Genomic DNA, 23,542 nt, shown 5'->3' with positions numbered 1-23,542 from the left:
ATATGCCGTTTGTATGTCGGCCGCTCCGGAGCCCATAAACGCCGCACTGTGGGCCGCAATGCCCGGCCCCGTGCGCGCCGATACGCCGATAACCTAAATGAAATCGGTTACAGATCAAGCTCTCGCCGACTGTCATGCCGGCGGAGTGAGAGTGTGACGCCGATTACGCGATGATCGGCGCGGTGCGGCGCCGGCCCGGGGAGGTACGGCTTATGACGGGCGAGGTTTTCCGGGAGCCGGTCGGCACGCTCGGCGGGATGGCCGGCGAAGACGGCGCCGATCCCGCGGGACCCTCAGTGGCGGGCGGCGGCGACGAGGGCGTGGAACAGCGGGCCGTCCTCGTCGGCCTCCGGGTGCCACTGGACGGCCAGGGCGAACGCCGCGCCCGTGACCTCGACGGCCTCGATCGTGCCGTCGTCCGAGCGGGCGGTGACCGCCAGCCCGTCCGCCAGGCGGTCGATCGCCTGGTGGTGGTAGTGGGCGGGCGTCAGGTCCTCGCCGTCGTAGATCTTGGCCAACTCCGGCGAGAGCCGTACGGGGAGGCGGCCGAACGTCCCGGGGGCGGGGGAGTGGGCGGTGTGGCCGACCACGTCGGGCAGATGCTGGTGGAGGGTGCCGCCCAGCGCCACGTTGAGCACCTGCAGGCCCCGGCAGATGCCGAGGAACGGCAGGCCGGTGCGCAGGGCGGCCTCCATCAGCCCGAACTCCGCCTCGTCGCGGAACTCCCGGACGTATCCGGTCTGTTCGGCGGGTGGCGCGCCGTACCGGGCGGGGTCGATGTCGCCCCCGCCCGCGATGATCAGCCCGTCCAGTCGCCCGGCCAGCGCGGCGGGCTCCCCTGCGGGCGGCAGGATGACCGGCTGGCCGCCCGCCCGCGCGATGTGGTCGACGTACATGTACGGCAGCAGCGCCGCCGGCATGTCCCAGACGGTGAACCTCGCCGGCTCGACGTAGCACGTCACGCCGATCACGGGACGGGCCATGGGCATACCCCTTACAGCGGAGTGACGTACGCGCCGGAGATGCCGCCGTCGACCAGGAACTCCGAGGCGGTGATGAACGACGCGTCGTCGGAGGCGAGGAACGCGACCGCCGCGGCGATCTCCTCGGCCCGGGCGAAACGGCCGATCGGCACGTGGACGAGACGGCGCTGGGCGCGTTCGGGGTCCTTGGCGAACAGCTCCCGCAGCAGCGGGGTGTCCACAGGTCCGGGGCACAGCGCGTTGACCCGGATGCCCTCGCGGGCGAACTGGACGCCCAGCTCGCGGCTCATCGCGAGCACGCCGCCCTTGGAGGCGGTGTAGGAGATCTGCGAGGTGGCCGAGCCCAGCACCGCGACGAACGACGCGGTGTTGACGATCGAGCCCTTGCCCTGCCGCTGCATGTACGGGATCACGTGCTTGCAGCACAGGTAGACGCTGGTGAGGTTGACCTCCTGCACCCGGCGCCAGGCGTCGATGCCGGTCTCCAGGATGGAGTCGTCGTCCGGAGGCGAGATGCCCGCGTTGTTGAACGCGATGTCGACGCTGCCGAACTCCTCGAACGCGGTCCGGTACATCCGGGCCACGTCGTCCTCGTTCGCCACGTCCACCTTGACGAACAGGCCCCCGACCTCCCCGGCCGCCTTCGCGCCGGCCTCCTCGTCGAGGTCGGCCACCACGACCTTGGCGCCCTCCTGGGCGAACCGGTGGGCCGTGGCCAGCCCGATGCCGCTGCCCGCCCCGGTGATGACGGCGACGCGGTCCTGCAAACGCTGCATTGATCTACTCCGTGGAGATGAAGACGTTCTTGGTCTCGGTGAAGGCCGACAGGGCGTCCGGGCCGAGCTCCCGGCCGAGGCCCGACTGCTTGAAGCCGCCGAACGGGGTCCAGTAGCGGACGCTGGAGTGCGAGTTGACCGACAGGTTGCCCGCCTCGACGGCCCGCGCCACGCGCAGCGCCCGGCCCACGTCGCGGGTCCAGATCGACCCCGACAGGCCGTACGCCGTGTCGTTGGCGATCCGTACGGCGTCGGCCTCGTCCTCGAACGGCACGACGGACACCACGGGCCCGAAGATCTCCTCGGTGAACGCCCTGCGGAAGGACTCCGAGGACGAGCCGGCCAGCACCGTGGGCGGGAACCAGTAGCCGGGGCCGGTCGGGCACGACCCGGCGGCGTACACGTCGGCCTGGGTGACGAACGACGCGACGCGCTCCCGGTGCTCGGCGCTGACCAGCGGGCCCATCTGGCTCGCCGGGTCGTTCGGGTCGCCGACCTTGACCTCCCGCACGGCCTGCGACAGCCGCGCGAGGAAGTCGTCGTAGACGGAACGCTCCACCAGGATGCGCGAACGGGCGCAGCAGTCCTGGCCGGAGTTGTCGAAGACCGCCATAGGGGCGGACTCCGCCGCCCGGGAGAGGTCGGCGTCGGCGAAGACGATGTTGGCGCTCTTGCCGCCCAGCTCCAGCGTCACCCGCTTGACCTGCTCGGCCGCCTTGGCGCCGATCAGTTTCCCGACCTCGGTCGAGCCGGTGAACACGATCTTCCGTACGTCCGGGTGCTCGACGAGCCGGGCGCCGGCGACCTCACCCTCGCCGGGGACGACCTGGAGCACGCCCTCGGGCAGCCCGGCCTCCAGGGCGAGCTCGGCCAGCCGCAGCGCGGTCAGCGGGGTCCACTCGGCGGGCTTCACGATCACCGTGTTGCCGGCGGCGAGGGCCGGGGCGACTCCCCAGGTCATGATGACCATCGGGAAGTTCCACGGCACGATGATCCCGACCACGCCCAGGGGCTCGGCGAACGTGACGTCCACCCCGCCGGGAACCGGAATCTGCTTGCCGTGGTTGCGCTCGGGCGCGCCCGCGTAGAAGTTCAGCACGTCGCGGACGTTGCCCGCCTCCCAGCGGGCGTTGCCCACCGTGTGGCCGGCGCCTGTGATCTCCAGCCGCGCCAGCTCCTCCGCGTGGTCCTCCACGACCTGCGCGAAGCGGCGCAGCAGCCGGGCCCGCTCGCCCGGGGCGACCGCACGCCAGGCGGGGAAGGCCCGGGCGGCCCGCTCGACCGCGCGGTCCACCTCGGCGGCGTCCGCCATCTCGACCTCGGCGATCACTTCCTCGGTCGCCGGATTGACTATCTTCACAGCCGTTCGAACCCCCGATAGAGCTCCCAGTCGGTGACCGCCGCGTCGAAGGCGGCCAGCTCGACCCTCGCGTTGTTGGCGTAGTGCTCGACCACGTCCTTGCCGAACGCCTCATCGGCGATCGGCGAGCCTTCCCACAGCGCCAGGGCGTCGCGGAGCGTGGCGGGCACCCGCTCCGCCCCGGAGTCGTACGCGTTCCCGCCGAACGGCTCCTCCAGCTCCAGCCCGGCGTCGATGCCGCGCAGCCCGGCCGCGATCATGGCCGCGACCGCGAGGTAGGGATTGACGTCGCCGCCCGGCACCCGGTTCTCGATCCGGAGGGAGGGGCCGTGGCCGACCAGCCGCAGCGAGCAGGTGCGGTTGTCCACGCCCCACTTGACGGCGGTCGGGGCGAAGCTGCCGGGCACGAACCGCTTGTAGGAGTTGACGTTGGGCGCGTAGAGCATGGTCAGCTCCCGCATCGCCGCGAGCTGCCCGGCCACGAAGCGCCGGCCGGTCTCCGACAGCCCGTACGGCTCGCCGCCCGCCATCACGGGGGTGCCGTCGGCGTCGCGCAGCGAGATGTGGATGTGGCAGGAGTTGCCCTCGCGCTGGTTCGGCTTGGCCATGAACGTGATCGACCTGCCCTCCTGGGCGGCGATCTCCTTGGCGCCGTTCTTGTAGAACACGTGGTTGTCGCAGGTGGTCAGTGCGTCGGCGTACCGGAAGGCGATCTCGTGCTGGCCGAGGTTGCACTCGCCCTTGGCGGACTCGACGTACAGCCCGGCGCCCTCCATGCCGAGCCTGATCTTGCGCAGCAGCGGCTCGATGCGGGAGGTGCCGAGCAGCGAGTAGTCGACGTTGTAGAGGTTGGCCGGGGTCAGGTCGCGGTAGCCCCGCTGCCAGGCCTGCTCGTAGCTGTCGTCGTAGACGACGAACTCCAGTTCAGTGCCGACGTACGCGGTCCAGCCGCGTTCGGCGAGCCTGGCGAGCTGGCGGCGCAGGATCTGCCGGGGGGAGGCCACGACGTCCGCGCCGTCCTCCCACACCAGGTCGGCAAGCAGCAGCACGGTGCCCTCGTGCCAGGGCACGCGGCGCAGCGTCGACAGGTCCGGCCGCATGACGAAGTCGCCGTAGCCGCGCTCCCAGGACGACATGGCGTAGCCGTCCACGGTGTTCATGTCGACGTCCACGGCGAGCAGGTAGTTGCAGCCCTCGGCGGCGTGGTCCAGCACCTCCTCGAGGAAGTACCGCGCCGACAGCCGCTTGCCCTGCAGCCGCCCCTGCATGTCGGTGACCGCGAGCAGGACCGTGTCCACGCGGCCCGCTTCGACGTCATCGCGGAGTCGCTCCACGCTGAGCACGGTGCCTCCCGTCCAAAAGTCTGGAATCAGACCATTGAGGGCATGCAAGCACCATGTTCCCCTCGTCGTCAACAATGTCCGGGGGGTTTAACCTCGATCGCAGGGACGGGGGACCCGTGGTGACGGGTGGAGGGACGATGCGCATGGAGATCACCCCGGCGGAGGCGTCCGTCTCCGGCCCCCGGACTCCGGCCGCGTCCGCGTCGCGGTACGCGGCCGTGGGGATCACCGGCGCGGTGTCGCTGCTGCGGCCGGTGCGGGCGGGCAACGCGTTCGAGGAGACCGTCGAGCGCCTGCTGCAGGCCATCAAGCTCGGCGTCGTCCCGCACGGCGAGAAGCTGCCGCCGGAGCGCGAGCTGGCCACCCGGCTCGGCATCAGCAGGGTCACGCTGCGCGAGGCGATCCGCGCCCTGCAGGAGGCCGGCTACCTCGACGTACGGCGCGGCCGGTACGGCGGGGCCTTCGTCGTCTACCGGCCGCCGAGCCCCCGCAAGGGCGACCTGCGCAGGGCCGTCACCCGCATGGGCGAAGACGATCTCGAGGACGCGCTGACGTTCCGGATGGCCGTCGAGTGCGGGGCGGCCCGGGTGCTCGCGACCACCGAGCTGACCCCGCGGCGGCGGGAGACGCTGGCCGCCCGGCTGTCCGGGGTGAACGACGCGGCGCCGGCCGACTACCGCCGGATGGACATCGCGTTCCACCTGGCGATCGCGGAGCTGAGCGGCTCGCCGCTGCTGGCCGCCGCGTGCGCCGACGCCCGGCTGCGGGTGACCGACCTGCTCAACGCGATCCCCGTGCTGCGGCCCAACATCGAGCACGCGGCCGTCCAGCACGCCGCCATCGCCGCCGCGATCCTGGACGGCGACCCCGAGGCGGCCGAACGGGCGGTGGCCGAGCACCTGGAGGGCACGGCGGCCCTGCTGCGCGGCTTTCTCGCCTGACCACTCCCGCCGCGTCGTAGCATCGGAGGCCGGGGGATCGCTTCATGACCTACTGGTTTCGCGAACGCATCATCGAGGCGCACCGCCTGCCGCTCTTCTGCTTCTTCGTCGCGCTGATCACGGCGTTCGTCTTCACGCGGGTGAACGTACGGCTGATCAGGGCGCGGGTGCGGTGGCTCGGCAACGTGAGCGTCGGCGAGATGCACATCCACCACGTGGTGTTCGGCGTGGTGCTGACGCTGCTCGGCGGGGTGGCCGGGCTGGTCCTGTCGGACGTGTCCACGGGGTGGTACTCCTTCTCCTCGGCCGTGTTCGGCGTGGGCGCCGCCCTCGTGCTCGACGAGTTCGCGCTGATCCTGCACCTGCGCGACGTCTACTGGCAGGAAGAGGGCCGCACCTCCGTGGACGCGGTCTTCGTGGCGATCGCGGCCACCGGCCTGCTGCTGCTCGGGCTGCGCCCGCTCGCCTGGAACGGCGCGGACGGCCGAGGCGGCTGGACGGCCCCCGCGTTCCTCTTCGTCAACCTCGTCTTCGCCATGATCACCCTGCTGAAGGGGAAGATCTGGAGCGGCCTGCTGGGACTGTTCGTGCCGCCGCTGCTGTACGTGGGGGCGGTGCGGGTGGCCCGTCCCGGCTCGCCCTGGGCCCGCTGGTGCTACTCGGAGCGGGCGAGGCGGCCCCGGCCGCGCCTGATGGCCAAGGCGATCCACCGGGAGGAGCGCTGGCGCCGCCCGGTCATCCGCGCGAAGATCGCGGTGCAGGAGTTCGTCTCCGGCCGCCACGACCTGCCCGCGCCCGCGCTGCCCGCCCGGCACCAACGGCGGCGGGTCGTGTCCCCGCGTCCCCGGCCGGGGACGGACCACCCCGGGCGCCCCTGGCGGTCGGGCCGGCCTCGCGCCCGCTGAGACCACGCCGCCGTCCGAAAGCCGGGTGGCGTGTGCGGTGATCCGTGACCAGGCTGGTGAAGCCGACCTACGTAGCGGACCTGGATCTTCCGGTCGGCACCGTCGGGGCCGATGACGTCTCCACGGTCGCCTGCCGCCGGGAGGTGGTGACGTAGCAGGGGGGCAGGGGCGCCGGAACCACCGCAGCCGGGTCCAGGACGGCGCGACGCTTGCCCTTCTCGTCCGGAGGGCAGCGGTAGTCGCGGCTGATGCGGATCTCGGCCACCCCCGGGGCGAGCCGGTAGGTCGCGAACGGCATTGTGCACTCGCTGTAACCGTCCTCCCAGCGCAGCCACACCACGTCGTCCTTGCGCGGGTTGACCATGGCCACCGTGTCACGGCTGTCGTTGAGGGATTGGTAGTCGTCGGTGACGTCGTGGAACCGGCCGGTCTGTCCGCGGTCGTAGAAGCAGACGCTGGGCGCGTCGCACCGGTTGGGATCCTCACCACGGACCAAGGGGATCTCGTTGTCGGCGGGCCTCAGGAACAGGGTCACAACCGTGGCGATCAGTGCGCCCGCCACGAGCCCGGCGAGGCCGGCCGACAGGACGCGGGTACGGCTCGGCCCAATGGACGCCGGCCCGGTGAGAGTCGGCCCGGTGAGAGTCGGCTCAGTGAGCGTCGGCTCGGAGGACGGGCCCGGGGCGTCATCCAAGAGTGTCGTCTCCTCGGCCTGTCCCTTGGTCTGCTCCACGGCGGGCTCGTGATCAGCAGGGCTGGCTATTCGCCGCCAGGCGTCCTGCCACCGGGCGATCTGAGCCTCGATCTCCGCGGACGACAGCTCGCAGGCGGACAGGCAGGCCGCCACGTAGGCCTCGACGAAGGCCAGCCGCGGCAGGCCGGGCAGCCCCCGTCCGTTGAGGGTGTAGGACACGGTGCTCGACGGCAGGGCGTCCACCTCGTGGCCGTCGGAGGTGGTCGAGCGGCCGGCCAGGTGACGCAAGCGGCGCAGTGAGGGCTGCCCTGCCCAGGTCCTGAGCCGCTTGAGTAAGTCGATGAATTCCTGAGCGCTGTCTGCCGACGCCGGATCCGGCGGAGGCGAGGTCATCGCGTCGCCCATGTATGGACCCACCTTTCCAGGGACGGGAACGGGACGGTCACATGGTCCCCTCTGGCGTTTCACTTCTACGCCTGCCGTACAAGATCGGCCAATCGCGTCCAATTCTGTTGCGTCGCTTGTTGGACACCTGTCTTCCCAGGTGAGCTGGCCATGCCTGGCCCGAGTCCAGGCGAACTGCTTCACCGGAGACAGGAGAAAGAAGCCATGCGACTCAGTAAGAAGATCGCACTCCCCATCGCGGCGTCCGCGGGAGTCGCCGCGCTGCTCTCGTCCACGGGCGGAGTGGCCTCCGCGGCCACCGCCCAGGCGCGCAGCCCCCTTCCGGGGTGCGTGTACTGGCACCTGTCGAGCAGCGGCGTCACGGACCACCTCAGCGTGACCAACGGCTGTGGCGCGGGGCACTGGTTCAAGGTGATCCTGGCCCATCGCAAGGACTTCAAGTGCACGTACTACGCCCCCGGGCACACCTGGAACTGGTCCTGGAAGTGGCCGGGCAAGTTCTCCGCCCTGCACAACTGCTGACGCGGAGCGGCTCCGCGGCGGGACCGCAAGCGCGGGAACATCTCACGGGCCCGGGTGTTTCCGCGCGCCTGCGCGACAGGTGCCGAGCTCTCCGGCGATCACGCCGGGTGCGCCCCGGGGCGCACAGTCCCACCGGCCACCTCCGAAGCCGGGACCTCTCCCCCCGCCGCGACTGTGAACCGTCACCGAACCTCCGGGGCCGGGGAGGAGTCGTAGGAGACAGGGCGGCAGCCGCGCCTTTCCGAACCGCCTTCGCCAAGGGGGCCTGTGACTGATGGCTCGATGGTTATCCCGGCGTTCTTTATCGGGTGTCGGGTCGTTCGCGTTCTTCGCGGCCTGGTTCGGCATCCTGATCGTGATGCTCGTCGCTCAGGTCTTCGACATCGTGTCGGCCCTGGACCTCGGGCGGCACGGCGTCCGCACCACCGGCGTCGCCCTCTCCACCCGGTCGGAGACATGGAACGACACCGACGGCCACCCCATCACCGTGAACTACACGAAGATCGGTTTCACGGTGGGTACGCAACGGCACGTCGAGGAGATCTCCGGCTGGTACGCGACAGGGGAGAAGGTCCGCATCGTCTACGACCCCGAGAGCGTGAACGTCGTCAGGAGCGAGGAGGACACCGGCCTCGGCGGGGTGGCCGGAAATTTCGTGGGGATCGCCCTCCTGCTCGGCATGCTCGTCTTCGGCGTCAGCTTCGTCTTCTCCTGGCACCGATGGTGACGATGCCCGCCGCGATGTGATCGAAATCCGCGTACGCGCTGAGGATCCGGCAGAACCCTTTCGCGCCCGTCGGCGTCCAATTCCACGTGCCGGCACGAGGGGTGGACGCATGACGGGGACGCTGCTGCCGGAGGATCCGGAGCGGCTGGGGGATTACTGGCTGTCGGGGCGGCTCGGCTCCGGCGGGCAGGGCGTCGTGTACGAGGCGTACGACAGCCAGGGCCGCCGGGTGGCGGTGAAGGTGCTGCACGGCGATGCCGCGGTGGATCCGGAGCTTCGGGAGCGGTTCGGGCGGGAGGCCGCGGCGGCCCGGCTGGTGGCGTCGTTCTGCACGGCGCCGGTCATCGCCGCCGAGTTGGACGGGCCCCGGCCGTTCATCGTCAGTGAGTATGTCGAGGGGCGGAGTCTGCGCCGGGCTGTGCAGGAGGGGCAGGTCTTCGCCGGGGACGGCCTGCACCGGCTCGCGACCGCGATCGCCACGGCGCTGACGGCGATCCATGAGGCGGGGGTCGTGCATCGTGACCTCAAGCCCGACAACGTGCTGCTCGGCCCGGACGGCCCCCGGGTGATCGATTTCGGCGTCGCCAGGACGTTGGAAATGTCGCTGACCAGCACGGGGCTGGTGGCCGGGACGCCGACGTACATGGCGCCGGAGGTGTTCACCGGGCAGCGTGCGGGGCCGGCCGCCGATGTGTTCGCCTGGGGCGGGATCGTGCTGTTCGCCGCCACGGGTGAGGATCCGTTCCGTGCGGAGAGCCTGGGCGGGGTGATGCATCGGGTGCTGTCGGCCGATCCCGACCTGTCGGTGCTGCCCGCGTCGCTGCGGCCGTTGGTGGGCGCGGCGCTGGTCAAGGAACCGTCTGCCCGCCCGTCGGCCCGCGACCTGCTGTTGGCGCTGATCAGCGGGGGCGGCCGGGTGGACACGGCGCGGTTGCTGGCGGAGGGCAGCCGGGCGGCGCGGGCGGTGCACGCGCAGGGCGATCCGGACCCGGCGCTGGGTGCGCTGGCTGAGAACGCGTATGACGCGCTCGGCGCGGTGGGGCGGGATCTGGTGCCGCAGATCTTCTTGCGGCTGGTCGCAGTGGGTCCGGAGGGTGAGCTCGCGACGCGCAGGGCGGGCGAGGATGAGTTGCCGCCCGGATCGGGCGAGGTGCTGCGGTTGTTCGCCTATGTGCTGTCGCGGCGGGACGGTGAGGTGGGCCTGGCCCGGCCGGCGCTGTTGCGGGCCTGGCCCCGGTTGCGGGCCTGGCTGGATGACGAGTGGGACGGCCTGCCGGTCCACGCGGAGATCCGTCTGAGGGCCCGGCAGTGGGCCGCGGCCGGTCGCCGCCAGGCCGACCTGCTGCAGGGCGGCCGCCTGGACGCGGCCGTGGGCTGGGCGGCCACCGGCCGCCGACACCTCGCCCTGAACGCGCTGGAGCGTGAGTTCCTCGACGCGTCGGCCGCGCTGACCCGGCGGCGTGCCCGCCGTCGCCGCCTGCTCACGACCGCCCTGGCCGTGCTGCTCGTGCTGTCGCTGGCGGGCGGCGGCCTGGCGGCCTATCAGGGCAGCCGGATCGCCGCCCAGCGCGACCAGATCTCCGCACAACGCGACCGGGCCAACGGCCGGGAGGCGGCGCTGCGCGCCGGGACCCTGCGGACCACCGACCCCACCGCCGCCATGCTGCTGAGCGTGGCCGCCTGGCGCCTCGACGGCGGCTCCGAGGCCAGGTCGAGCCTGATGTCCTCGCTCTACCAGCCGGAGATCGCGGTTTACCGCCCGCCGGGCGGCGGGCTGCAGGCGTTGAGCCGGGACGGGCGCACCGTCGTCACCGTGTCGGACGACGGCATCAGCCTTCACGACGTGCGCGGCCGGCGCCTGCGCCGGCGGATCCCGGTGCCGGGCCTGCGCTCCGACCCCCTGCTCGGCGTGTCGCTCAGCCCGAGCGGCAGGTATGTCGCGATGATCACCACGACCAAGGCGACGGTGTGGGACCTGGCCGCCGGCCGGGTCCGAGCCGCGCTCGCCGTCCCCGGCGCGCGGCCGGGGGGAGGGATCGGGTTCACGGACGACGAGTCGAAGGTCGCCGTGACGGAGGACACGAACGGCTTCGTCTGGGACCTCGCGAACGGGCGGACGTACGGCCGGGCGGCGGAGAGCGGCTGGCCCGACGACCTGCCGGTCGTACCGCGCTCGGGGCGGACGGCCGCACTGCTCGACCCGCTGACCGGCAGGCTGGACGTGCGGCGGATGCCCGGGCAGGACCGCGACCCCAGGTTCCGGGGAGCCTGCCCCGGACGGCTGGGGACCGTCGCCTTCAGCCAGGACGGCGCGTTGATGGCCTGCGGAGGCCGCCAGATCACCCTCGTCTCGGCCGCGACGGGCCGGCGGATCACCGAGGCGGGGGACGACGACTGGCCCTGGACCGAGAGCGGGGCCAACGAGCCCGCCAACGCCGTGAACGCCGGCCTGCGGTTCAGCGCCGACGGGCGCTACCTGGCGGGGTTCGCCGACCGGTCCATCAGGGTCTGGCGGGTGCGCGACCACCGGCAGGTGTTCACCTACCGGGCCGAGGACGACGTGGCGGACGTGCGCCTCGACCCCGACGGGCACACCCTGCGCTACCTCCTCGAGGAGGCCGTGGTCAGCCTGGACATCCGGCCACAGGTCGAGCAGGTCCGGCCGCAGGGCCGGATCTTCCGCACCTGGCTGAGCCCCGAAGGGCGCTGGCTGGCGATCGAACCGGAGGAGTCCGGCCTCCTGCGGCTGTGGGACGTGTCCCGGCGGCGACCGGCCGGGTCACTGCCGGGAACGGCCGACTGGGGAGACGCGATCTTCGACCGTACGGGCCGGACCATGGTCATCGGCAATACCACGCTTGATCGGCTGCGCGCCTGGGACGTCGCCGGGCGCAGGCCGCTGTGGAGCTACCGGGTGCCGCGTGGCCTCCTGGTGGACGGCCACGCCTTCAGCCCGGACGGCAGGCGCTTCGCGGCCACGCTCGCCCAGGCGGACAACGGCCCCGAGACACGGGGGAGTCGCCTGCTCGAGTGGGACGCGCGCACCGGTCACCTGACCCTTGACATTCCTCTCGACCGGCAGACCGGCGACATCGCCTTCGGCGCCGACGGGCGGACGATCGTCTGCACCGACGGACGGATCCTGGACGCGGCCACCGGACGGCAGCGGGGCAAGGCGTTCACCCCCTCCCAGTCCTTCGCGGTCAGTCCCGCCGGCGACCTGATCGCCGTGGGCGGCATCACGGGCCGGATCTTCCTCTGGGACACCAGGGGCCCGTCCCCCGTGCCGCCCACGCTGCACGGGACGATGGAGCAGATCGACGCACTGGCCTTCTCCCCCCGGGGAGACGTCCTCGCCACGGTGAGCGAGCGCGGGACGGTGCAGCTGTGGGACGTGCGCGCCGGGCGGCGGCTGGGCGGAGCCGTCCCGCTGCTCTCCGACCTCGGCCTGACCTTGGCGTTCGGCGCCGACGGCACGCGCCTGTATGTCGCCGACCAGATCGGGGACCTGTTCGAGATGCCCGTGGACGGGGACCTCGTGGCGCGGCAGGTGTGCGCGCGGGCGGGGCGGACCCTGACCAGGGAGGAATGGGCGGGCTACCTGCCAGGAACGCCCTACCGGGACGTGTGTTGATCGCTCAAAGAGCATTTCGGCCGGTTCTGTGGGTATTTCACGCTATGTAAGAGCTGTTGGGGGGCGGGAGGGGCGGCAATGGAGTCTCGCGAGCGGTTCGTGTTCCAACGGATGGCGGCACAACTCAAACGGGAGGCGGCCCTGCTGACGGGGGACCGGCTGATGGCGGCGGAGGCACGCGGCGAGGAGGCCGAGGCCGACCTGTGCCTCACCTGGTACGAGGTCACGGACACCATCCGGGAGATCCGCCTGTTCTACGGGGTGCCGGGATGAGGGATCATCACGGTGGGTGCGCGGGCGATACTGAGGTGGTGACCGCGTCCTCCGCCTTTCCGGCGCCGCCGTTCCACCTGCGCCTCATCGAGGACGCGCGGCCCGTCCTCGACCGGTACGGCCTGCTGCTCGCCGGCGGCTACGCGCTGCTGGCGCACGGGTGTACCTCGCGCCCCGTCGACGACCTCACCTTCGCCACCGGCGGCGATGCCCCGCTGGCGGAGGTCGGCCGGGCGCTGGCCGAGGCGTTCGGGAGCACCGGCCTGTCGGCCGAGGTGTGCGAGGCCGGCGCCCGCATCGGCCGCGTCGTCGTCACCGACGAGATCACCGGCCAGTCGTGCGAGGTCGCCCTGCTCCGCGAGCCGCTGCGCGACCGCCCCGCCGACATCGGCCCCTGCCGGGTGCTCGGCCTGGACGACGCGGTGGGCCTCAAGGTCCGCGCCCTGCAGGACCGCGGCCTGCCGCGCGACTTCGCCGACGTGGCCGCGGTGTCCGGCCTGTACTCCTTCCGCCTGCTCGAACAGCTCGGCGCGCGCTACGACGACGAGTGGCGGGTGGAGGACCTGGTCGAGCGGCTGGAGACCGTCGACCTCCTGGCCGACGAGGCGTTCTGCGGCCTGGACGAGGAGGGCGTCGCCGCCGTGCGCCGCTTCGCGTACGCCTGGGCGGAGGACATCAAGCTGCGCCGCGTCGACGACGGCGACGCCGAGTTCGACCTCGACGTCCCCGACGTGGACTGATCCGAGACGTCGAAATCCCCGCGCGCACCGGCGTTTCCGGTGAACTAGGGTCTCCGGAAGATCGCACGCCGGGTTCGCGCGAAGGGGGCTCCATGGGGATGGAGGGCGACGGCCCTGACGGTGGTCAGCCCGCGCCACGGCCGAAGGCGTCCCTGGGGGAGCGCGCCTCCTGGCGGCTGCTGCTCGACCAGGTGCGCCCCCATCGGCGGGTGCTCCTGCTGGGCGGCCTGCTCAGCCTCGTCGGCAGCCTCGCCGGGCTCGCCATGCCGGTCATGGCCAAGCGGGTGATCGACGCGTTCGGCGCGGGCGGCGCGCTGGCGGGCCCGGTGCTCGGGCTGTCGGCCGCGGTTCTGGCCGGCGCGCTGATCTCGGCGGCCGGGCGGTTCCTGCTGGAGCGGATGGGCGAGACGATCGTGCTCGACTCGCGACGGGGCCTGGTGGACCGCATCCTGCGGCTCACGGTCTCCGACGTGGACCGGCTCAAGCCCGGCGATCTGCTGTCGCGGGTCAGCTCCGACACCACCCTGCTGCGGGCCGTGTGCACGGACGCGCTCGCGTCCCTGGTCGGGGCGGTCTTCATGTTCCTCGGCGCCGCCGTGATGATGGCGATCATGGACGGCCTGCTGCTCGGGGTCACGCTCGCCGTCGTCGGCCTGGTCGCCGTCATGGGCGCGGCCATCGCGCCGCGCATCCGGCGGGCCTCGCTCCAGGCGCAGGTGGCGCTCGGCGAGATGAGCTCGGGGCTCGACCGCGCCCTTCAGGCGTTCCGTACGGTCAAGGCCAGCGGCGCGGAGGCGCGGGAGACCGCGGTGGTGGGCGCGGCGGCCGTCGAGGCGCGCGACCGTGGCGTGACCGCCGCCGCGTGGACCTCGCTGGCCGGCATCGGCGCCTGGATGTCGATCCAGCTCGCGTTCCTCGCGGTGCTGGGGGTGGGCGGCGCGCGGGTCGCGTCGGGGGAGATGGAGATCTCCACCCTGATCGCCTTCCTGCTGTACCTGTTCTACCTGGTCTCCCCGATCGGCCAGATCATCCAGAGCCTCACCCAGATCCAGAACGGCCTGGCCGCGGTGACCCGCATCCAGGAGATCGCCACGCTGCGCACCGAGCCCGCCGCCGCACCCGTGGCGCGGGCCGGCGGCGAGCCTGTCGGGGTGACCTTCTCCGGGGTCGTCTTCCGCTACGGCGAGGACCGGCCCGTGGTCCACCACGACGTGACGTTCGAGGTGCCGGCCGGCGGCATGACCGCGCTTGTCGGCCCCTCAGGCGCGGGCAAGTCGACGGTGTTCGGCCTCATCGAGCGGTTCTACGAGCCGCAGGAGGGGGCGATCACGGTCGGCGGGCGCGACATCCGCGACTGGCCGCTCGGCGAGCTGCGGGCCATGCTCGGGTACGTCGAGCAGGACGCCCCCGTGCTCGCGGGGACGTTTCGGGAGAACCTCGTCTTCGGCGCGCCCGGTGCGACCGACGAGGAGGTCGCCCGCGCCCTCGCCCGTACGCGCCTGGACGACCTGGTCGAGCGGCTGCCCGAGGGACTGGAGACGCCGGTCGGCCATCGCGGCATCCTGCTGTCGGGCGGCGAGCGGCAGCGGGTCGCCATCGCCAGGGCGTTGCTGCGCAGGCCCAGGCTGCTGCTGCTCGACGAGGCGACATCCCAGCTCGACGCGGTCAACGAGATGCGGCTGCGGGAGGTCGTGGCGGAGGTGGCGCGGGAGACGACGGTCCTGGTGATCGCCCACCGCCTGTCCACCGTGACCGGAGCCGACCGGATCGTGGTCATGGAGGCCGGTCGCGTGCGGGCCTGGGGCACCCACGACGAGCTGGTCGCTGCCGACGCGCTCTACCGCGAGCTCGCCGCCACGCAGTTCCTCGTCTCGTCCTGACCGGCGGGCCCGTCATCTCCGCACACGCCGATGGCGAAGCCGTGATCAGCCCTTACACCGGGCCACAGCTTCTTTCGACCGGGAACCGGGAACGTCGCAGGTGCGTAACCTCTCCTTCACCACCGCCCGGTTGCCGGAGCCATCGCGCGTGCGGGCGCGTCCGGTGACCCGGGTCGGAGGCGGGGCGCCCGGCCGGTTCGGCCGGGCGCCCCGCCGCTTACGGTGCGGGTCGAGACGACCGGCCGCCGCCGGCGAGGTGCGGGTGCGCCCGGCCGACCACCGCTACCCGCACCACCGCTACGCGCTGACCCCGGAGCGTCCCACTCCGGAGACACTGCGCCCGCAGCGGTGAGGTGCGCGCAAGATCCGCGCGGCGCTCTAAGGTGAGGTCCATGCGACCCACGGCTCTGATCACCGGCGCCTCGAGGGGGGTGGGGGCGGCGATCGCCCGTGCCCTCGCCCCCACCTGCGATCTCTTCCTGGGCGGGCGGGACGGCACGGCGCTCGACGCGCTGTGCGCGGAACTGCCGGCGGCCCGCCCCTGGGCGGTGGAGCTCACCGAGCTCACCCCCGCGGACGTGGAGGGGATCGACCGGCTCGACCTGCTGGTCCACAGCGCGGGCGTCGCCAGTGTCGGGTCCCTGGCCGACACCCGGGCCGACGAGTGGCGGCGGCTGATGGAGGTCAACGTCATCGCGGTCGCCGAGCTGACCCGGCTGCTGCTGCCCGCGCTGCGGGCGGCCCGCGGGCACGTCGTGCTGATCAACTCGGGGTCCGGGCAGCGGGCCAACGCCAACTGGGGCGCCTACGCCGCGAGCAAGTTCGCCCTGCGCGCGTTCGGCGACGCGCTGCGCGAGGAGGAGCACGCCAACGGCGTCCGGGTCACCGCGATCTTCCCCGGGCGGGTGGGCACGGATATGCAAAGAGGCATCCGCGCCCAGGAGGGAGGGCCGTACGAGCCGGGAAGATACCTGGAGCCGGAATCGGTGGCGCGGGCCGTGCTGGCCGCGCTGACGGCCACGCCCGACGCCCACGTCACCGAGATCACCGTACGGCCGGCTGGGGGACCGACCCGCTGACGGCCGCACGAGGCGCGGGGGACGGACGTTCATTACAGTGGCAATACCGCCACGCCGCCCATCTGGAGGACCGGTGCACGTGACTTACTGGTGCGAGATGGCGTGGCTGCCGCCCGGCGAGGTCGTCGAGAGCGTCGTCGTCGGCGTCGAGGGCCGCCGCATCGTGGAGATCAGGCCCGAGGCGGCGCCTCCCCCGGGAGCCGTACGGCTGGCCGGGCTCACCCTGCCCGGCCTGGCCAACTGTCATTCGCACGCCTTCCACCGCGCCCTGCGCGGCCACACCCAGACCGGACGCGGCAGCTTCTGGACCTGGCGCGAGCGGATGTACGCGGCCGCCGAGGCGCTCGACCCGGACCGCTACCTCGCCCTGGCCACCGCGACGTACGCCGAGATGGCGCTCGCCGGGATCACCACCGTGGCCGAGTTCCACTACCTGCACCACGGGCCCGGGGGCAGGCCGTACGCGGACCCGAACGCGATGGGCCACGCGCTGGTCGAGGCGGCCAGGAGGGCCGGGCTGCGCATCACCCTGCTCGACACCTGCTATCTGACCGGCGGCATCGGCGACGCACTCACCGGCACCCAGCTGCGTTTCGGCGACGGGGACGCCGAGCGCTGGGCGGCCAGGGCCGACGATCTCGCCCGGGCGCACGAGGGCGAGGAGGACGTGGAGATCGGCGCGGCCATCCACTCCGTGCGCGCGGTGCCCCCCGAGCAGATGCACGTCGTCGTCGACTTCGCCCACCGGCACACCGCGCCGCTGCACGCGCACGTGTCGGAGCAGCAGGCCGAGAACGAGGCGTGCGTCGAGGTCTACTCGGCGACGCCCGTCCAGGTGCTGCACGACCACGGCGCGCTGGGGCCGCGCTCGACCGCGGTCCACGCCACCCACCTGTCCGACGTGGACGTGGCGCTGCTCGGCGGCTCCACCACCCACGTGTGCATGTGTCCCACCACCGAACGCGACCTCGCCGACGGCGTCGGCCCCGCCCGCAGGCTTCTGGAGGCCGGCTCGCCCGTCACGCTCGGCACCGACAGCCAGGCGGTCATCGACCTGTTCGAGGAGGCCAGGGCGGTGGAGCTGGACGAGCGGCTGGTCACGGGCGAGCGCGGGCACTGGCCCGCCGCGCAGCTCCTGCACGCCGCGACCGCCGCCGGGCAGGCGTCGCTGGGCTTCCCCGACGCCGGGTGCCTGGTGGCCGGGGCCTGGGCCGACCTCGTCTCCGTCCGGCTCGACTCGGTCCGTACGGCCGGCGCGACCAAGGCGTCGGCGGTGGAGTCCGTGGTGTTCGCCGCCACCACCGCCGACGTGCACACGGTCGTCGCCGGCGGGCGGCGCGTCGTGGAGGACGGGCGGCACGTGCTCGGCGACATCGGCGGGTTGCTGCGCGACGCGCTCGCCCCGCTGCACCGGTGAGGTTTGCGCCGTTCGCGGGGTGGCGAGGATCAGGAGACGTGGGGCCGAGCGGCATGACATCAGTCGTTTTCACGGGGATCGGGTTGCTGTACACGGCAGACCCCGGGCGAGAGGAGATCGAGGACGCCGCGCTGGTCGCGGAGAACGGCGTGGTCCGGTGGATCGGCCGTTCCGCCGACGCCCCGCCCGCCGACGAGCGGGTCGACGTGGAGGGGCGCGCCGTCATCCCGGGATTCGTGGACAGCCACGCGCACCTGGTGTTCGCCGGCGACCGCACCGAGGAGTTCGCCGCGCGGATGGCCGGGCGGCCCTACACCGCGGGCGGCATCCGCTCGACCGTCGCCGCCACCCGCCGCGCCACCATCCCCGAACTGGTGTCCACCACCGCGCTGCTGGTCTCGGAGATGACCATGCAGGGCACGACGACGTTGGAGATCAAGAGCGGCTACGGCCTCACCGTGGAGGACGAGCGCCGCAGCCTGGAGATCGCCTGCCAGTTCACCGAGGAGACCACGTTCCTCGGGGCGCACGTCGTCCCGCCGGAGACGACCGCCGACGACTACGTCCGGCTCGTGACCGGCCCGATGCTGGAGGCGTGCGCGCCGTACGCCAAGTGGGTGGACGTGTTCTGCGAGCGCGGCGCGTTCGGCGAGGAGCACAGCAGGGAGGTGCTCGCGGCGGGCCGCAAGTCCGGACTGCAGCTCAGGGTCCACGCCAACCAGCTCGGACCGGGGCCGGGCGTGCGGCTGGCCTGCGAGATGGGGGCGGCCTCGGCCGACCACTGCACCCATCTCACCGATGCCGACGTGGACGCGCTCGCCGCCAGTGGGGTGGTCGCCACCCTGCTGCCGGGCGCGGAGTTCTCCACCCGGTCGCCCTACCCGGACGCTCGGCGGCTGCTCGACGCGGGCGTCACGGTGGCCCTGGCGACCGACTGCAACCCGGGCTCCTCGTTCACCACCTCGATGCCGTTCTGCGTCGCCCTGGCCGTGCGCGAGATGAGCATGACGCCGCTGGAGGCCGTGCGGGCGGCCACCCGCGGCGGCGCGCGGGCGCTGCGGCGCACCGACGTCGGCACCCTGTCCATCGGCTCCCGCGCGGACCTCGTCATCCTGGAGGCGCCGTCGTACGTCCACCTCGCGTACCGGCCGGGAGTGCCGCTGGTGGCGCAGGTGTGGCGGATGGGGCGCCGCCTCGTTTAGGCCCTCGCAACCTGGGTAATCGCCTTTTTTCCCGGCCTCGCATCCTCCTTGGGGAGGAGAAAGAAACCATTCCCCGGTCGTATCCGTTTGGGGAATCTTTGCCTTGGACCGGCCGTTGTCCGGGTCAGGAGCAGGAAGCCGGGGGCCGTGCCGAGCGGGGCGGACACGTCCGGCTCACCGGCTCACATATTGCATATCACGGCGGCGGAACGAGGTGCCATCGGATGGCGACGGGGAATCGGACGCAGGAACAGCACGTCTCTGACCGGGATCTGCTGGGGACTTATCTGGCCGAAATCGGCCGTGTCCCGCTGCTGACCGCGGAGCAGGAGGTCGAGCTGGCCAAGCGCATCGAGGCGGGGTTGTTCGCCGAGCAGTTGCTCGACAGCGGACGGCGCGAGCCGAAGATCGCGGACGCGACCGACGAGGAGCTGGAGCGCATCGCGATCTCGGGGCGGCGGGCGAAGGACGAGTTCATCCAGGCCAACCTGCGGCTCGTGGTCGCGGTCGCGAGGAAGTACTCCGGACGGGGGATGCCGCTGATCGACCTGGTGCAGGAGGGCAACCTCGGGCTGGTCCGCGCCGTGGAGAAGTTCGACTACCGCCGGGGGTACAAGTTCTCGACCTACGCCACCTGGTGGATCCGGCAGTCGGTGGGCCGCTCGATCCACGAGCAGGCGCGGCCGGTGCGGCTGCCCACCCACGCGGGCGAGCAGATGACGCGGCTCATGCGGGTGCGCAGGGACATGCTGGCGGAGTTCGACGCCGAGCCGACCGACGCCGACCTCGCCGAGGTGCTCGACCTGCCGATCGAGCGGGTGCAGGAGCTGCGGCGCTGGGCCTCCGACCCGGTCTCCCTCCAGCTCGGCGTGGGCGACGAGGACGAGACCGAGCTCGGCGACATGATCGCCGACGAGACCTGGGCGGATCCCGAGCAGCAGGCCATGGACACGCTGGAGAAGGAGCGCCTGGAGCAGTGGCTGACCGGCCTTGAGGGCCAGATGCGCGACATGCTGCGCTGGCGGTACGGCCTGGTGGACGGCCGCGAGCACACCCTCACCGAGGTGGGGGAGCGCTACGGCATCGGCCGTGACCGCGCCCGGCGCATCGAGCGCGACGCGCTGGTGCGGCTGCGCAAGATGGCCAGCGCCGCGTAACCGGCGGCCCGCGCTCGGCCAAGTAACGAAGGCCGGTGTCCGCGGTCGTCCGTGGGCGTTGTCGGTTCGTCACGCAGTCACGCAGAGAGGGGCGTCCCCGGCCGCCGGCCGCCTCTACTCGGGTTCGCCGTCGAGCCGCAGCGCGTGCGCATTCCGGGCGCACCAGTCGGAGAAGGTGCGGGGGCGGCGGCCGAGCAGGTGTCGCACGGTGTCGGTGCGGACCCCGGTCGTGTCCGCGCGCATCAGCGCCGCGGCTTCGAGGATCGCGTCGGCGAGGGGCTTCGGCGCGCCGTCGGGGTAGCGGGACCGGACGATCTCCTCAGGGGTGGCGGCCGCGCGGACCTCTATGCGGCGGCCGATGGTGGCGGCGATGATCTGGACCTGCTCGGCGATGGTGAGTGTCTCGTCACCGGTGAGGGTATACGTCTGGCCTTCATGGCCGTTCTCGGTCAGCACGAGGGCGGCGACGGCTGCTATATCGGCCGGATCGATCGGGGCGGCCCGGCCCGGCCCGATCGCGTCGAGGACGAACCCCTCCTCCCTGATGGACGGCACCCATTCCAGGACATTGGTCATGAAACCGCCAGGACGCAGGATCGTGGCCGGTATGCCGGATGCCCGCAGAAGTCGCTCGCGTTCGTGGTGCCAGCGGCCCATGGCGGGCACCGGATCTCCGAAGACCCAGATGGACGACAACAGCACGATGTGGCGTACTCCGGCGATGCGTGCGGCGGTGACGGCGTTCGCGGCCTGGTCCACGCCGATGCCCGGGGTGAGCAGGAAGAGCCGGTCGATGCCGTCGAAGGCGGGGGCGAGCGTCGAGGGCTCGTTCAGGTCGCCGAGCACGCGCTCGGCGCTTGCGGGCAGGCCGGCCGCGCGGGCGGGGTCGCGGACGAGGACGCGAAACTCCGCGTTCCTCGCGTCGAGCTCGCGGACCAGCTCACGGCCGATTCTGCCGGTGGCTCCGGTCACCAGTAACATGACACTCCTAATCGTTTGCCGTCTAGCGAATTGCGGCACGGGGAACGCTAGCCGGTAAATGATTAGCCGTCAATCGATCTGTCGCCCGGAGGTGGCGGTGGCCGAGTTCCTCGACCTGCACAGCAAAACGACGAAGGCGCTGCGTGCGCTGGCCGAGACGGCCATGCGCCGCCATGGCCTGCATCAGGGGCAGGATCACCTGCTGGCGGCCTTGTGGGAGCGCGACGGCGGCACACCCGGTGAGATCGCGGCCGCGTTGCACGTCACCACGCCTACCGTCGTCAAGATGGCCACCCGGATGAGCGCCGCCGGCCTGCTCGTCCGCCGCCGCGACGAACGCGACAGCAGGCTCGTGAGGCTCTGGCTGACCGACGCGGGCCGAGCGCTTCGGGGACCGGTCGAGGCCGAGCGCCGCAGCCTGGAAGAGAAGATCACCGCCGGTCTCACCGAGACCGAGCGCCGCCATCTGATGATCGCGCTGGCGAAGGTCTACGATTCGGCCAGAGATCTGCTGTGACCAGGGCGTTCGGGGCGGAGGACGGCAGTCCGGTCAGGGCCGGTGGCGGCGCGTACGAATAGGACGCAGCCCTCGGCCACTTCGCGGCCGGTCGCATCGACCCGAGTGGAGGGCCGACGACGCGCACCCCTTCCGGGTGCGCGTTTTGTCGTTCTAAGCACGTCCGAAACCGGCCCGAAACACGGTGGTGGCGAGTTTCACACATGTGAAACACGCAGGGTCGTGGGCTGAAACGGCGGAAGAACACGCTGTCGCCAACGTCAGTGCGCCAGCCGGCCAAGGTCGCCCGGGAGGAAGTCACTGCGGGAGTGATAACCGGCCACACGCCAAATTGTAAGGAGGGCCGCGTCGGTGAAGATCGATACCGGCACCACCGCCTGGATGATCACAGCCACCGCTCTGGTGCTGCTGATGACGCCCGGGCTCGCGTTCTTCTACGGGGGCATGACCAGGGCGAAGAGCGTCCTGAACATGATGATGATGTCGTTCGTCAGCATCATCACCGTCACCATCGCCTGGGTTCTGTACGGCCACTCGCTGGCCTTCGACGCCTTCGGCGACGGGGACAACGTCGTCAACAAGCTCATCGGCGGCGGGGACGCCCTGGGTCTGCAGAGTCTCATCGACACGGCCACCAAGGACGACGGAACCGGTATGCCGAGCCTGGTGTTCTCGGCTTTCCAGCTCACCTTCGCCATCATCACCGTGGCCCTCATCAGCGGCGCGATCGCCGACCGGGCGAAGTTCGGCGCGTGGGTCGTCTTCGGCCTCGCCTGGGCGACGCTCGTCTACTTCCCCGTGGCCCACTGGGTCTGGGGCGGCGGCTGGCTGGCCGGCCTGGGCATCGAGGACTTCGCCGGAGGCACCGTCGTCCACGTGAACGCGGGCGCCGCCGGCCTCGCGCTCGCGCTGGTGCTCGGCAAGCGGACCGGGTGGCGCAAGGACCCGATGCGGCCGCACAACCTGACCCTGGTGCTGCTCGGCGTCGGCCTGCTGTGGTTCGGCTGGTTCGGCTTCAACGCGGGCTCCGAGCTCGCCGTCGACGGCACCGCCGGTCTCGCGTTCATGAACACCCAGGTCGCCACGGCGGCCGCCGCCGGCGCCTGGATCCTCGTGGAGAAGCTGCGCGACGGCCACTCCACCACCCTCGGCGTCGCCTCCGGCGCGGTCGCCGGCCTCGTCGCCATCACCCCCGCCTGTGGTTTCGTCGACCCGTGGGCGGCGATCGTGCTCGGTCTCATCGCCGGTGCGGTCTGCGCGTACGCGGTGGGCCTGAAGTACCGCCTCGGCTTCGACGACTCGCTCGACGTGGTCGGCGTGCACCTGGTCGGCGGCGCGATCGGCGCGGTCTCGCTCGGCATCATCGCCCGCTACCCCTTCGCGGACGGTCAGAATGAGGGCCTCCTCTACGGCGGCCCGATCTCCCAGCTCGGCGTGCAGGCCCTCGGTCCTGTCGCGGTCGGCCTCTACTCCTTCATCATGGCGTATGTCATCGGAAAGATCATCGACAAGACGATGGGCTTCCGGATCAACCAGGAGGAGGAGGTCACCGGCATCGACATCACCACCCACGCCGAGACCGGGTACGACCTCGGCACCGTCCACTCCTCGGGAGTGGCCTCCGTCAACGGGCCCGTGCCCGCGCCTGCGAAGAAGGTCGACGCATGAAACTCATCACCGCAGTCATCAAGCCGTTCAAACTGGACGACGTGAAGGCCGCCCTGGAGCAGTTCGGCATCAAGGGCATGACGGTCTCGGAGGCCAGCGGCTACGGCCGGCAGCGCGGCCACACCGAGGTCTACCGCGGCGCCGAGTACCAGGTCGACCTGGTGCCCAAGGTCCGGGTCGAGGTCCTCGCCGAGGAGGACGACGCCGAGGACGTCATCGACGTCATCGTCAAGGCGGCCCAGACCGGCAAGATCGGCGACGGCAAGGTCTGGTCGGTCCCCGTGGACACGGTCGTCCGGGTCCGCACCGGGGAGCGCGGGCCGGAGGCGCTGTAACCG

At 71.9% G+C, this 23,542-nt stretch carries 22 protein-coding genes; 16 read left to right on the top strand and 6 right to left on the bottom strand.

What is annotated here, in order from left to right:
• Positions 1 to 293 precede the first annotated feature (293 nt).
• Genes QSK36_RS23165 through QSK36_RS23150 form a run of 4 tightly spaced genes read right to left on the bottom strand, consistent with a single transcriptional unit; the run spans position 294 to position 4,453 of the window.
• Positions 294 to 983: a gamma-glutamyl-gamma-aminobutyrate hydrolase family protein gene (locus QSK36_RS23165; protein ID WP_285783853.1), complete on the bottom strand. Its 690-nt coding sequence runs from the start codon at positions 981 to 983 to the stop codon at positions 294 to 296.
• Positions 984 to 994: 11 nt separating this feature from the next.
• Positions 995 to 1,759 (bottom strand): 3-oxoacyl-ACP reductase, encoded by a 765-nt coding sequence (locus QSK36_RS23160; protein ID WP_183535476.1) that lies wholly within the window; start codon positions 1,757 to 1,759, stop codon positions 995 to 997.
• A 4-nt stretch (positions 1,760 to 1,763) separates the two neighbouring features.
• On the bottom strand, positions 1,764 to 3,149 hold the full coding sequence (locus QSK36_RS23155; protein ID WP_221263590.1) for an aldehyde dehydrogenase family protein: 1,386 nt from the start codon (positions 3,147 to 3,149) through the stop codon (positions 1,764 to 1,766).
• Entirely contained in the window at positions 3,116 to 4,453 is a 1,338-nt protein-coding gene (locus tag QSK36_RS23150) for a glutamine synthetase family protein (RefSeq protein ID WP_285783852.1), read from the bottom strand. The genes QSK36_RS23155 and QSK36_RS23150 overlap by 34 nt, the downstream gene beginning before the upstream one ends.
• Positions 4,454 to 4,599: 146 nt before the next feature.
• Here QSK36_RS23150 and QSK36_RS23145 point away from each other — a divergent pair, with 146 nt between their 5' ends.
• The gene (locus tag QSK36_RS23145; RefSeq protein WP_285783851.1) at positions 4,600 to 5,403 is read left to right on the top strand and encodes a FadR/GntR family transcriptional regulator; all 804 of its coding nucleotides are present in this window, start codon (positions 4,600 to 4,602) and stop codon (positions 5,401 to 5,403) included.
• Positions 5,404 to 5,447: 44 nt separating this feature from the next.
• On the top strand, positions 5,448 to 6,308 hold the full coding sequence (locus tag QSK36_RS23140) for a hypothetical protein (RefSeq protein WP_285783850.1): 861 nt from the start codon (positions 5,448 to 5,450) through the stop codon (positions 6,306 to 6,308).
• 67 nt (positions 6,309 to 6,375) lie between these two features.
• On the opposite strand, the gene QSK36_RS23135 is transcribed toward QSK36_RS23140, so the two are convergent.
• Positions 6,376 to 7,407, bottom strand: coding sequence for a hypothetical protein (locus QSK36_RS23135; protein ID WP_285783849.1), 1,032 nt, complete (start codon positions 7,405 to 7,407; stop codon positions 6,376 to 6,378).
• A 204-nt stretch (positions 7,408 to 7,611) separates the two neighbouring features.
• On the opposite strand from QSK36_RS23135, the gene QSK36_RS23130 reads away from it, so the two are divergent.
• The 11 genes from QSK36_RS23130 to QSK36_RS23080 all read left to right on the top strand — a co-directional run bounded on the left by QSK36_RS23130 (position 7,612) and on the right by QSK36_RS23080 (position 20,038).
• Positions 7,612 to 7,929 carry an alpha-amylase inhibitor gene (locus tag QSK36_RS23130; protein WP_285783848.1) on the top strand — a complete coding sequence of 106 codons (318 nt, stop codon included), beginning with the start codon at positions 7,612 to 7,614 and terminating at the stop codon, positions 7,927 to 7,929.
• Between the two features lie 274 nt (positions 7,930 to 8,203).
• On the top strand, positions 8,204 to 8,656 hold the full coding sequence (locus QSK36_RS23125; protein ID WP_285783847.1) for a DUF3592 domain-containing protein: 453 nt from the start codon (positions 8,204 to 8,206) through the stop codon (positions 8,654 to 8,656).
• A 109-nt stretch (positions 8,657 to 8,765) separates the two neighbouring features.
• On the top strand, positions 8,766 to 12,290 hold the full coding sequence (locus QSK36_RS23120; RefSeq protein ID WP_285783846.1) for a WD40 repeat domain-containing serine/threonine protein kinase: 3,525 nt from the start codon (positions 8,766 to 8,768) through the stop codon (positions 12,288 to 12,290).
• 78 nt (positions 12,291 to 12,368) lie between these two features.
• The gene (locus QSK36_RS23115) at positions 12,369 to 12,563 is read left to right on the top strand and encodes a hypothetical protein (protein WP_285783845.1); all 195 of its coding nucleotides are present in this window, start codon (positions 12,369 to 12,371) and stop codon (positions 12,561 to 12,563) included.
• Positions 12,564 to 12,601: 38 nt separating this feature from the next.
• A complete protein-coding gene (locus QSK36_RS23110) occupies positions 12,602 to 13,303 on the top strand; it encodes a hypothetical protein (RefSeq protein WP_285783844.1) in 702 nt (233 codons plus the stop codon).
• Positions 13,304 to 13,395: 92 nt separating this feature from the next.
• Positions 13,396 to 15,183 (top strand): ABC transporter ATP-binding protein, encoded by a 1,788-nt coding sequence (locus tag QSK36_RS23105; RefSeq protein ID WP_285783843.1) that lies wholly within the window; start codon positions 13,396 to 13,398, stop codon positions 15,181 to 15,183.
• 163 nt (positions 15,184 to 15,346) lie between these two features.
• The gene (locus QSK36_RS23100) at positions 15,347 to 15,535 is read left to right on the top strand and encodes a hypothetical protein (protein WP_285783842.1); all 189 of its coding nucleotides are present in this window, start codon (positions 15,347 to 15,349) and stop codon (positions 15,533 to 15,535) included.
• Positions 15,536 to 15,575: 40 nt separating this feature from the next.
• The gene (locus QSK36_RS23095; protein ID WP_139575948.1) at positions 15,576 to 16,262 is read left to right on the top strand and encodes an SDR family oxidoreductase; all 687 of its coding nucleotides are present in this window, start codon (positions 15,576 to 15,578) and stop codon (positions 16,260 to 16,262) included.
• 73 nt (positions 16,263 to 16,335) lie between these two features.
• Positions 16,336 to 17,679, top strand: coding sequence for a formimidoylglutamate deiminase (locus tag QSK36_RS23090; RefSeq protein ID WP_183535491.1), 1,344 nt, complete (start codon positions 16,336 to 16,338; stop codon positions 17,677 to 17,679).
• Positions 17,680 to 17,732: 53 nt separating this feature from the next.
• A complete protein-coding gene (gene hutI, locus QSK36_RS23085; protein WP_285783841.1) occupies positions 17,733 to 18,881 on the top strand; it encodes an imidazolonepropionase in 1,149 nt (382 codons plus the stop codon).
• 224 nt (positions 18,882 to 19,105) lie between these two features.
• Positions 19,106 to 20,038, top strand: a complete 933-nt coding sequence (locus tag QSK36_RS23080) for a sigma-70 family RNA polymerase sigma factor (RefSeq protein WP_139575951.1) — start codon at positions 19,106 to 19,108, stop codon at positions 20,036 to 20,038.
• A 114-nt stretch (positions 20,039 to 20,152) separates the two neighbouring features.
• Here the strand turns inward: QSK36_RS23080 and QSK36_RS23075 are convergent, their stop codons facing one another.
• Positions 20,153 to 21,019 carry an SDR family oxidoreductase gene (locus tag QSK36_RS23075; protein WP_285783840.1) on the bottom strand — a complete coding sequence of 289 codons (867 nt, stop codon included), beginning with the start codon at positions 21,017 to 21,019 and terminating at the stop codon, positions 20,153 to 20,155.
• A 97-nt stretch (positions 21,020 to 21,116) separates the two neighbouring features.
• On the opposite strand from QSK36_RS23075, the gene QSK36_RS23070 reads away from it, so the two are divergent.
• The 3 genes from QSK36_RS23070 to QSK36_RS23060 all read left to right on the top strand — a co-directional run bounded on the left by QSK36_RS23070 (position 21,117) and on the right by QSK36_RS23060 (position 23,539).
• Positions 21,117 to 21,536 carry a MarR family winged helix-turn-helix transcriptional regulator gene (locus tag QSK36_RS23070; RefSeq protein ID WP_139575953.1) on the top strand — a complete coding sequence of 140 codons (420 nt, stop codon included), beginning with the start codon at positions 21,117 to 21,119 and terminating at the stop codon, positions 21,534 to 21,536.
• Positions 21,537 to 21,887: 351 nt separating this feature from the next.
• Positions 21,888 to 23,204 carry an ammonium transporter gene (locus QSK36_RS23065; protein WP_182901253.1) on the top strand — a complete coding sequence of 439 codons (1,317 nt, stop codon included), beginning with the start codon at positions 21,888 to 21,890 and terminating at the stop codon, positions 23,202 to 23,204.
• Positions 23,201 to 23,539, top strand: coding sequence for a P-II family nitrogen regulator (locus QSK36_RS23060; protein ID WP_030510869.1), 339 nt, complete (start codon positions 23,201 to 23,203; stop codon positions 23,537 to 23,539). The genes QSK36_RS23065 and QSK36_RS23060 overlap by 4 nt, the downstream gene beginning before the upstream one ends.
• Positions 23,540 to 23,542 lie beyond the last annotated feature (3 nt).

This window comes from Microbispora sp. NBRC 16548 (genome assembly GCF_030268985.1).
In the GTDB taxonomy this organism is placed as follows: domain Bacteria; phylum Actinomycetota; class Actinomycetes; order Streptosporangiales; family Streptosporangiaceae; genus Microbispora; species Microbispora catharanthi.
The sequence above is the reverse complement of the archived record's forward strand: the minus strand, read 5'-3'. Positions and strand labels throughout refer to the sequence as shown.

Coding starts and splice junctions, on each gene's coding strand:
- QSK36_RS23135 (WP_285783849.1), bottom strand. CDS start 7,407: ATGGGCGACGCGATGACCTCGCCTCCGCCGGATCCGGCGTCGGCAGAC.
- QSK36_RS23145 (WP_285783851.1), top strand. CDS start 4,600: ATGCGCATGGAGATCACCCCGGCGGAGGCGTCCGTCTCCGGCCCCCGG.
- QSK36_RS23125 (WP_285783847.1), top strand. CDS start 8,204: ATGGCTCGATGGTTATCCCGGCGTTCTTTATCGGGTGTCGGGTCGTTC.
- QSK36_RS23105 (WP_285783843.1), top strand. CDS start 13,396: ATGGGGATGGAGGGCGACGGCCCTGACGGTGGTCAGCCCGCGCCACGG.
- QSK36_RS23115 (WP_285783845.1), top strand. CDS start 12,369: ATGGAGTCTCGCGAGCGGTTCGTGTTCCAACGGATGGCGGCACAACTC.
- QSK36_RS23095 (WP_139575948.1), top strand. CDS start 15,576: ATGCGACCCACGGCTCTGATCACCGGCGCCTCGAGGGGGGTGGGGGCG.
- hutI (WP_285783841.1), top strand. CDS start 17,733: ATGACATCAGTCGTTTTCACGGGGATCGGGTTGCTGTACACGGCAGAC.
- QSK36_RS23060 (WP_030510869.1), top strand. CDS start 23,201: ATGAAACTCATCACCGCAGTCATCAAGCCGTTCAAACTGGACGACGTG.
- QSK36_RS23075 (WP_285783840.1), bottom strand. CDS start 21,019: ATGTTACTGGTGACCGGAGCCACCGGCAGAATCGGCCGTGAGCTGGTC.
- QSK36_RS23140 (WP_285783850.1), top strand. CDS start 5,448: ATGACCTACTGGTTTCGCGAACGCATCATCGAGGCGCACCGCCTGCCG.
- QSK36_RS23165 (WP_285783853.1), bottom strand. CDS start 983: ATGGCCCGTCCCGTGATCGGCGTGACGTGCTACGTCGAGCCGGCGAGG.
- QSK36_RS23120 (WP_285783846.1), top strand. CDS start 8,766: ATGACGGGGACGCTGCTGCCGGAGGATCCGGAGCGGCTGGGGGATTAC.
- QSK36_RS23160 (WP_183535476.1), bottom strand. CDS start 1,759: ATGCAGCGTTTGCAGGACCGCGTCGCCGTCATCACCGGGGCGGGCAGC.
- QSK36_RS23130 (WP_285783848.1), top strand. CDS start 7,612: ATGCGACTCAGTAAGAAGATCGCACTCCCCATCGCGGCGTCCGCGGGA.
- QSK36_RS23080 (WP_139575951.1), top strand. CDS start 19,106: ATGGCGACGGGGAATCGGACGCAGGAACAGCACGTCTCTGACCGGGAT.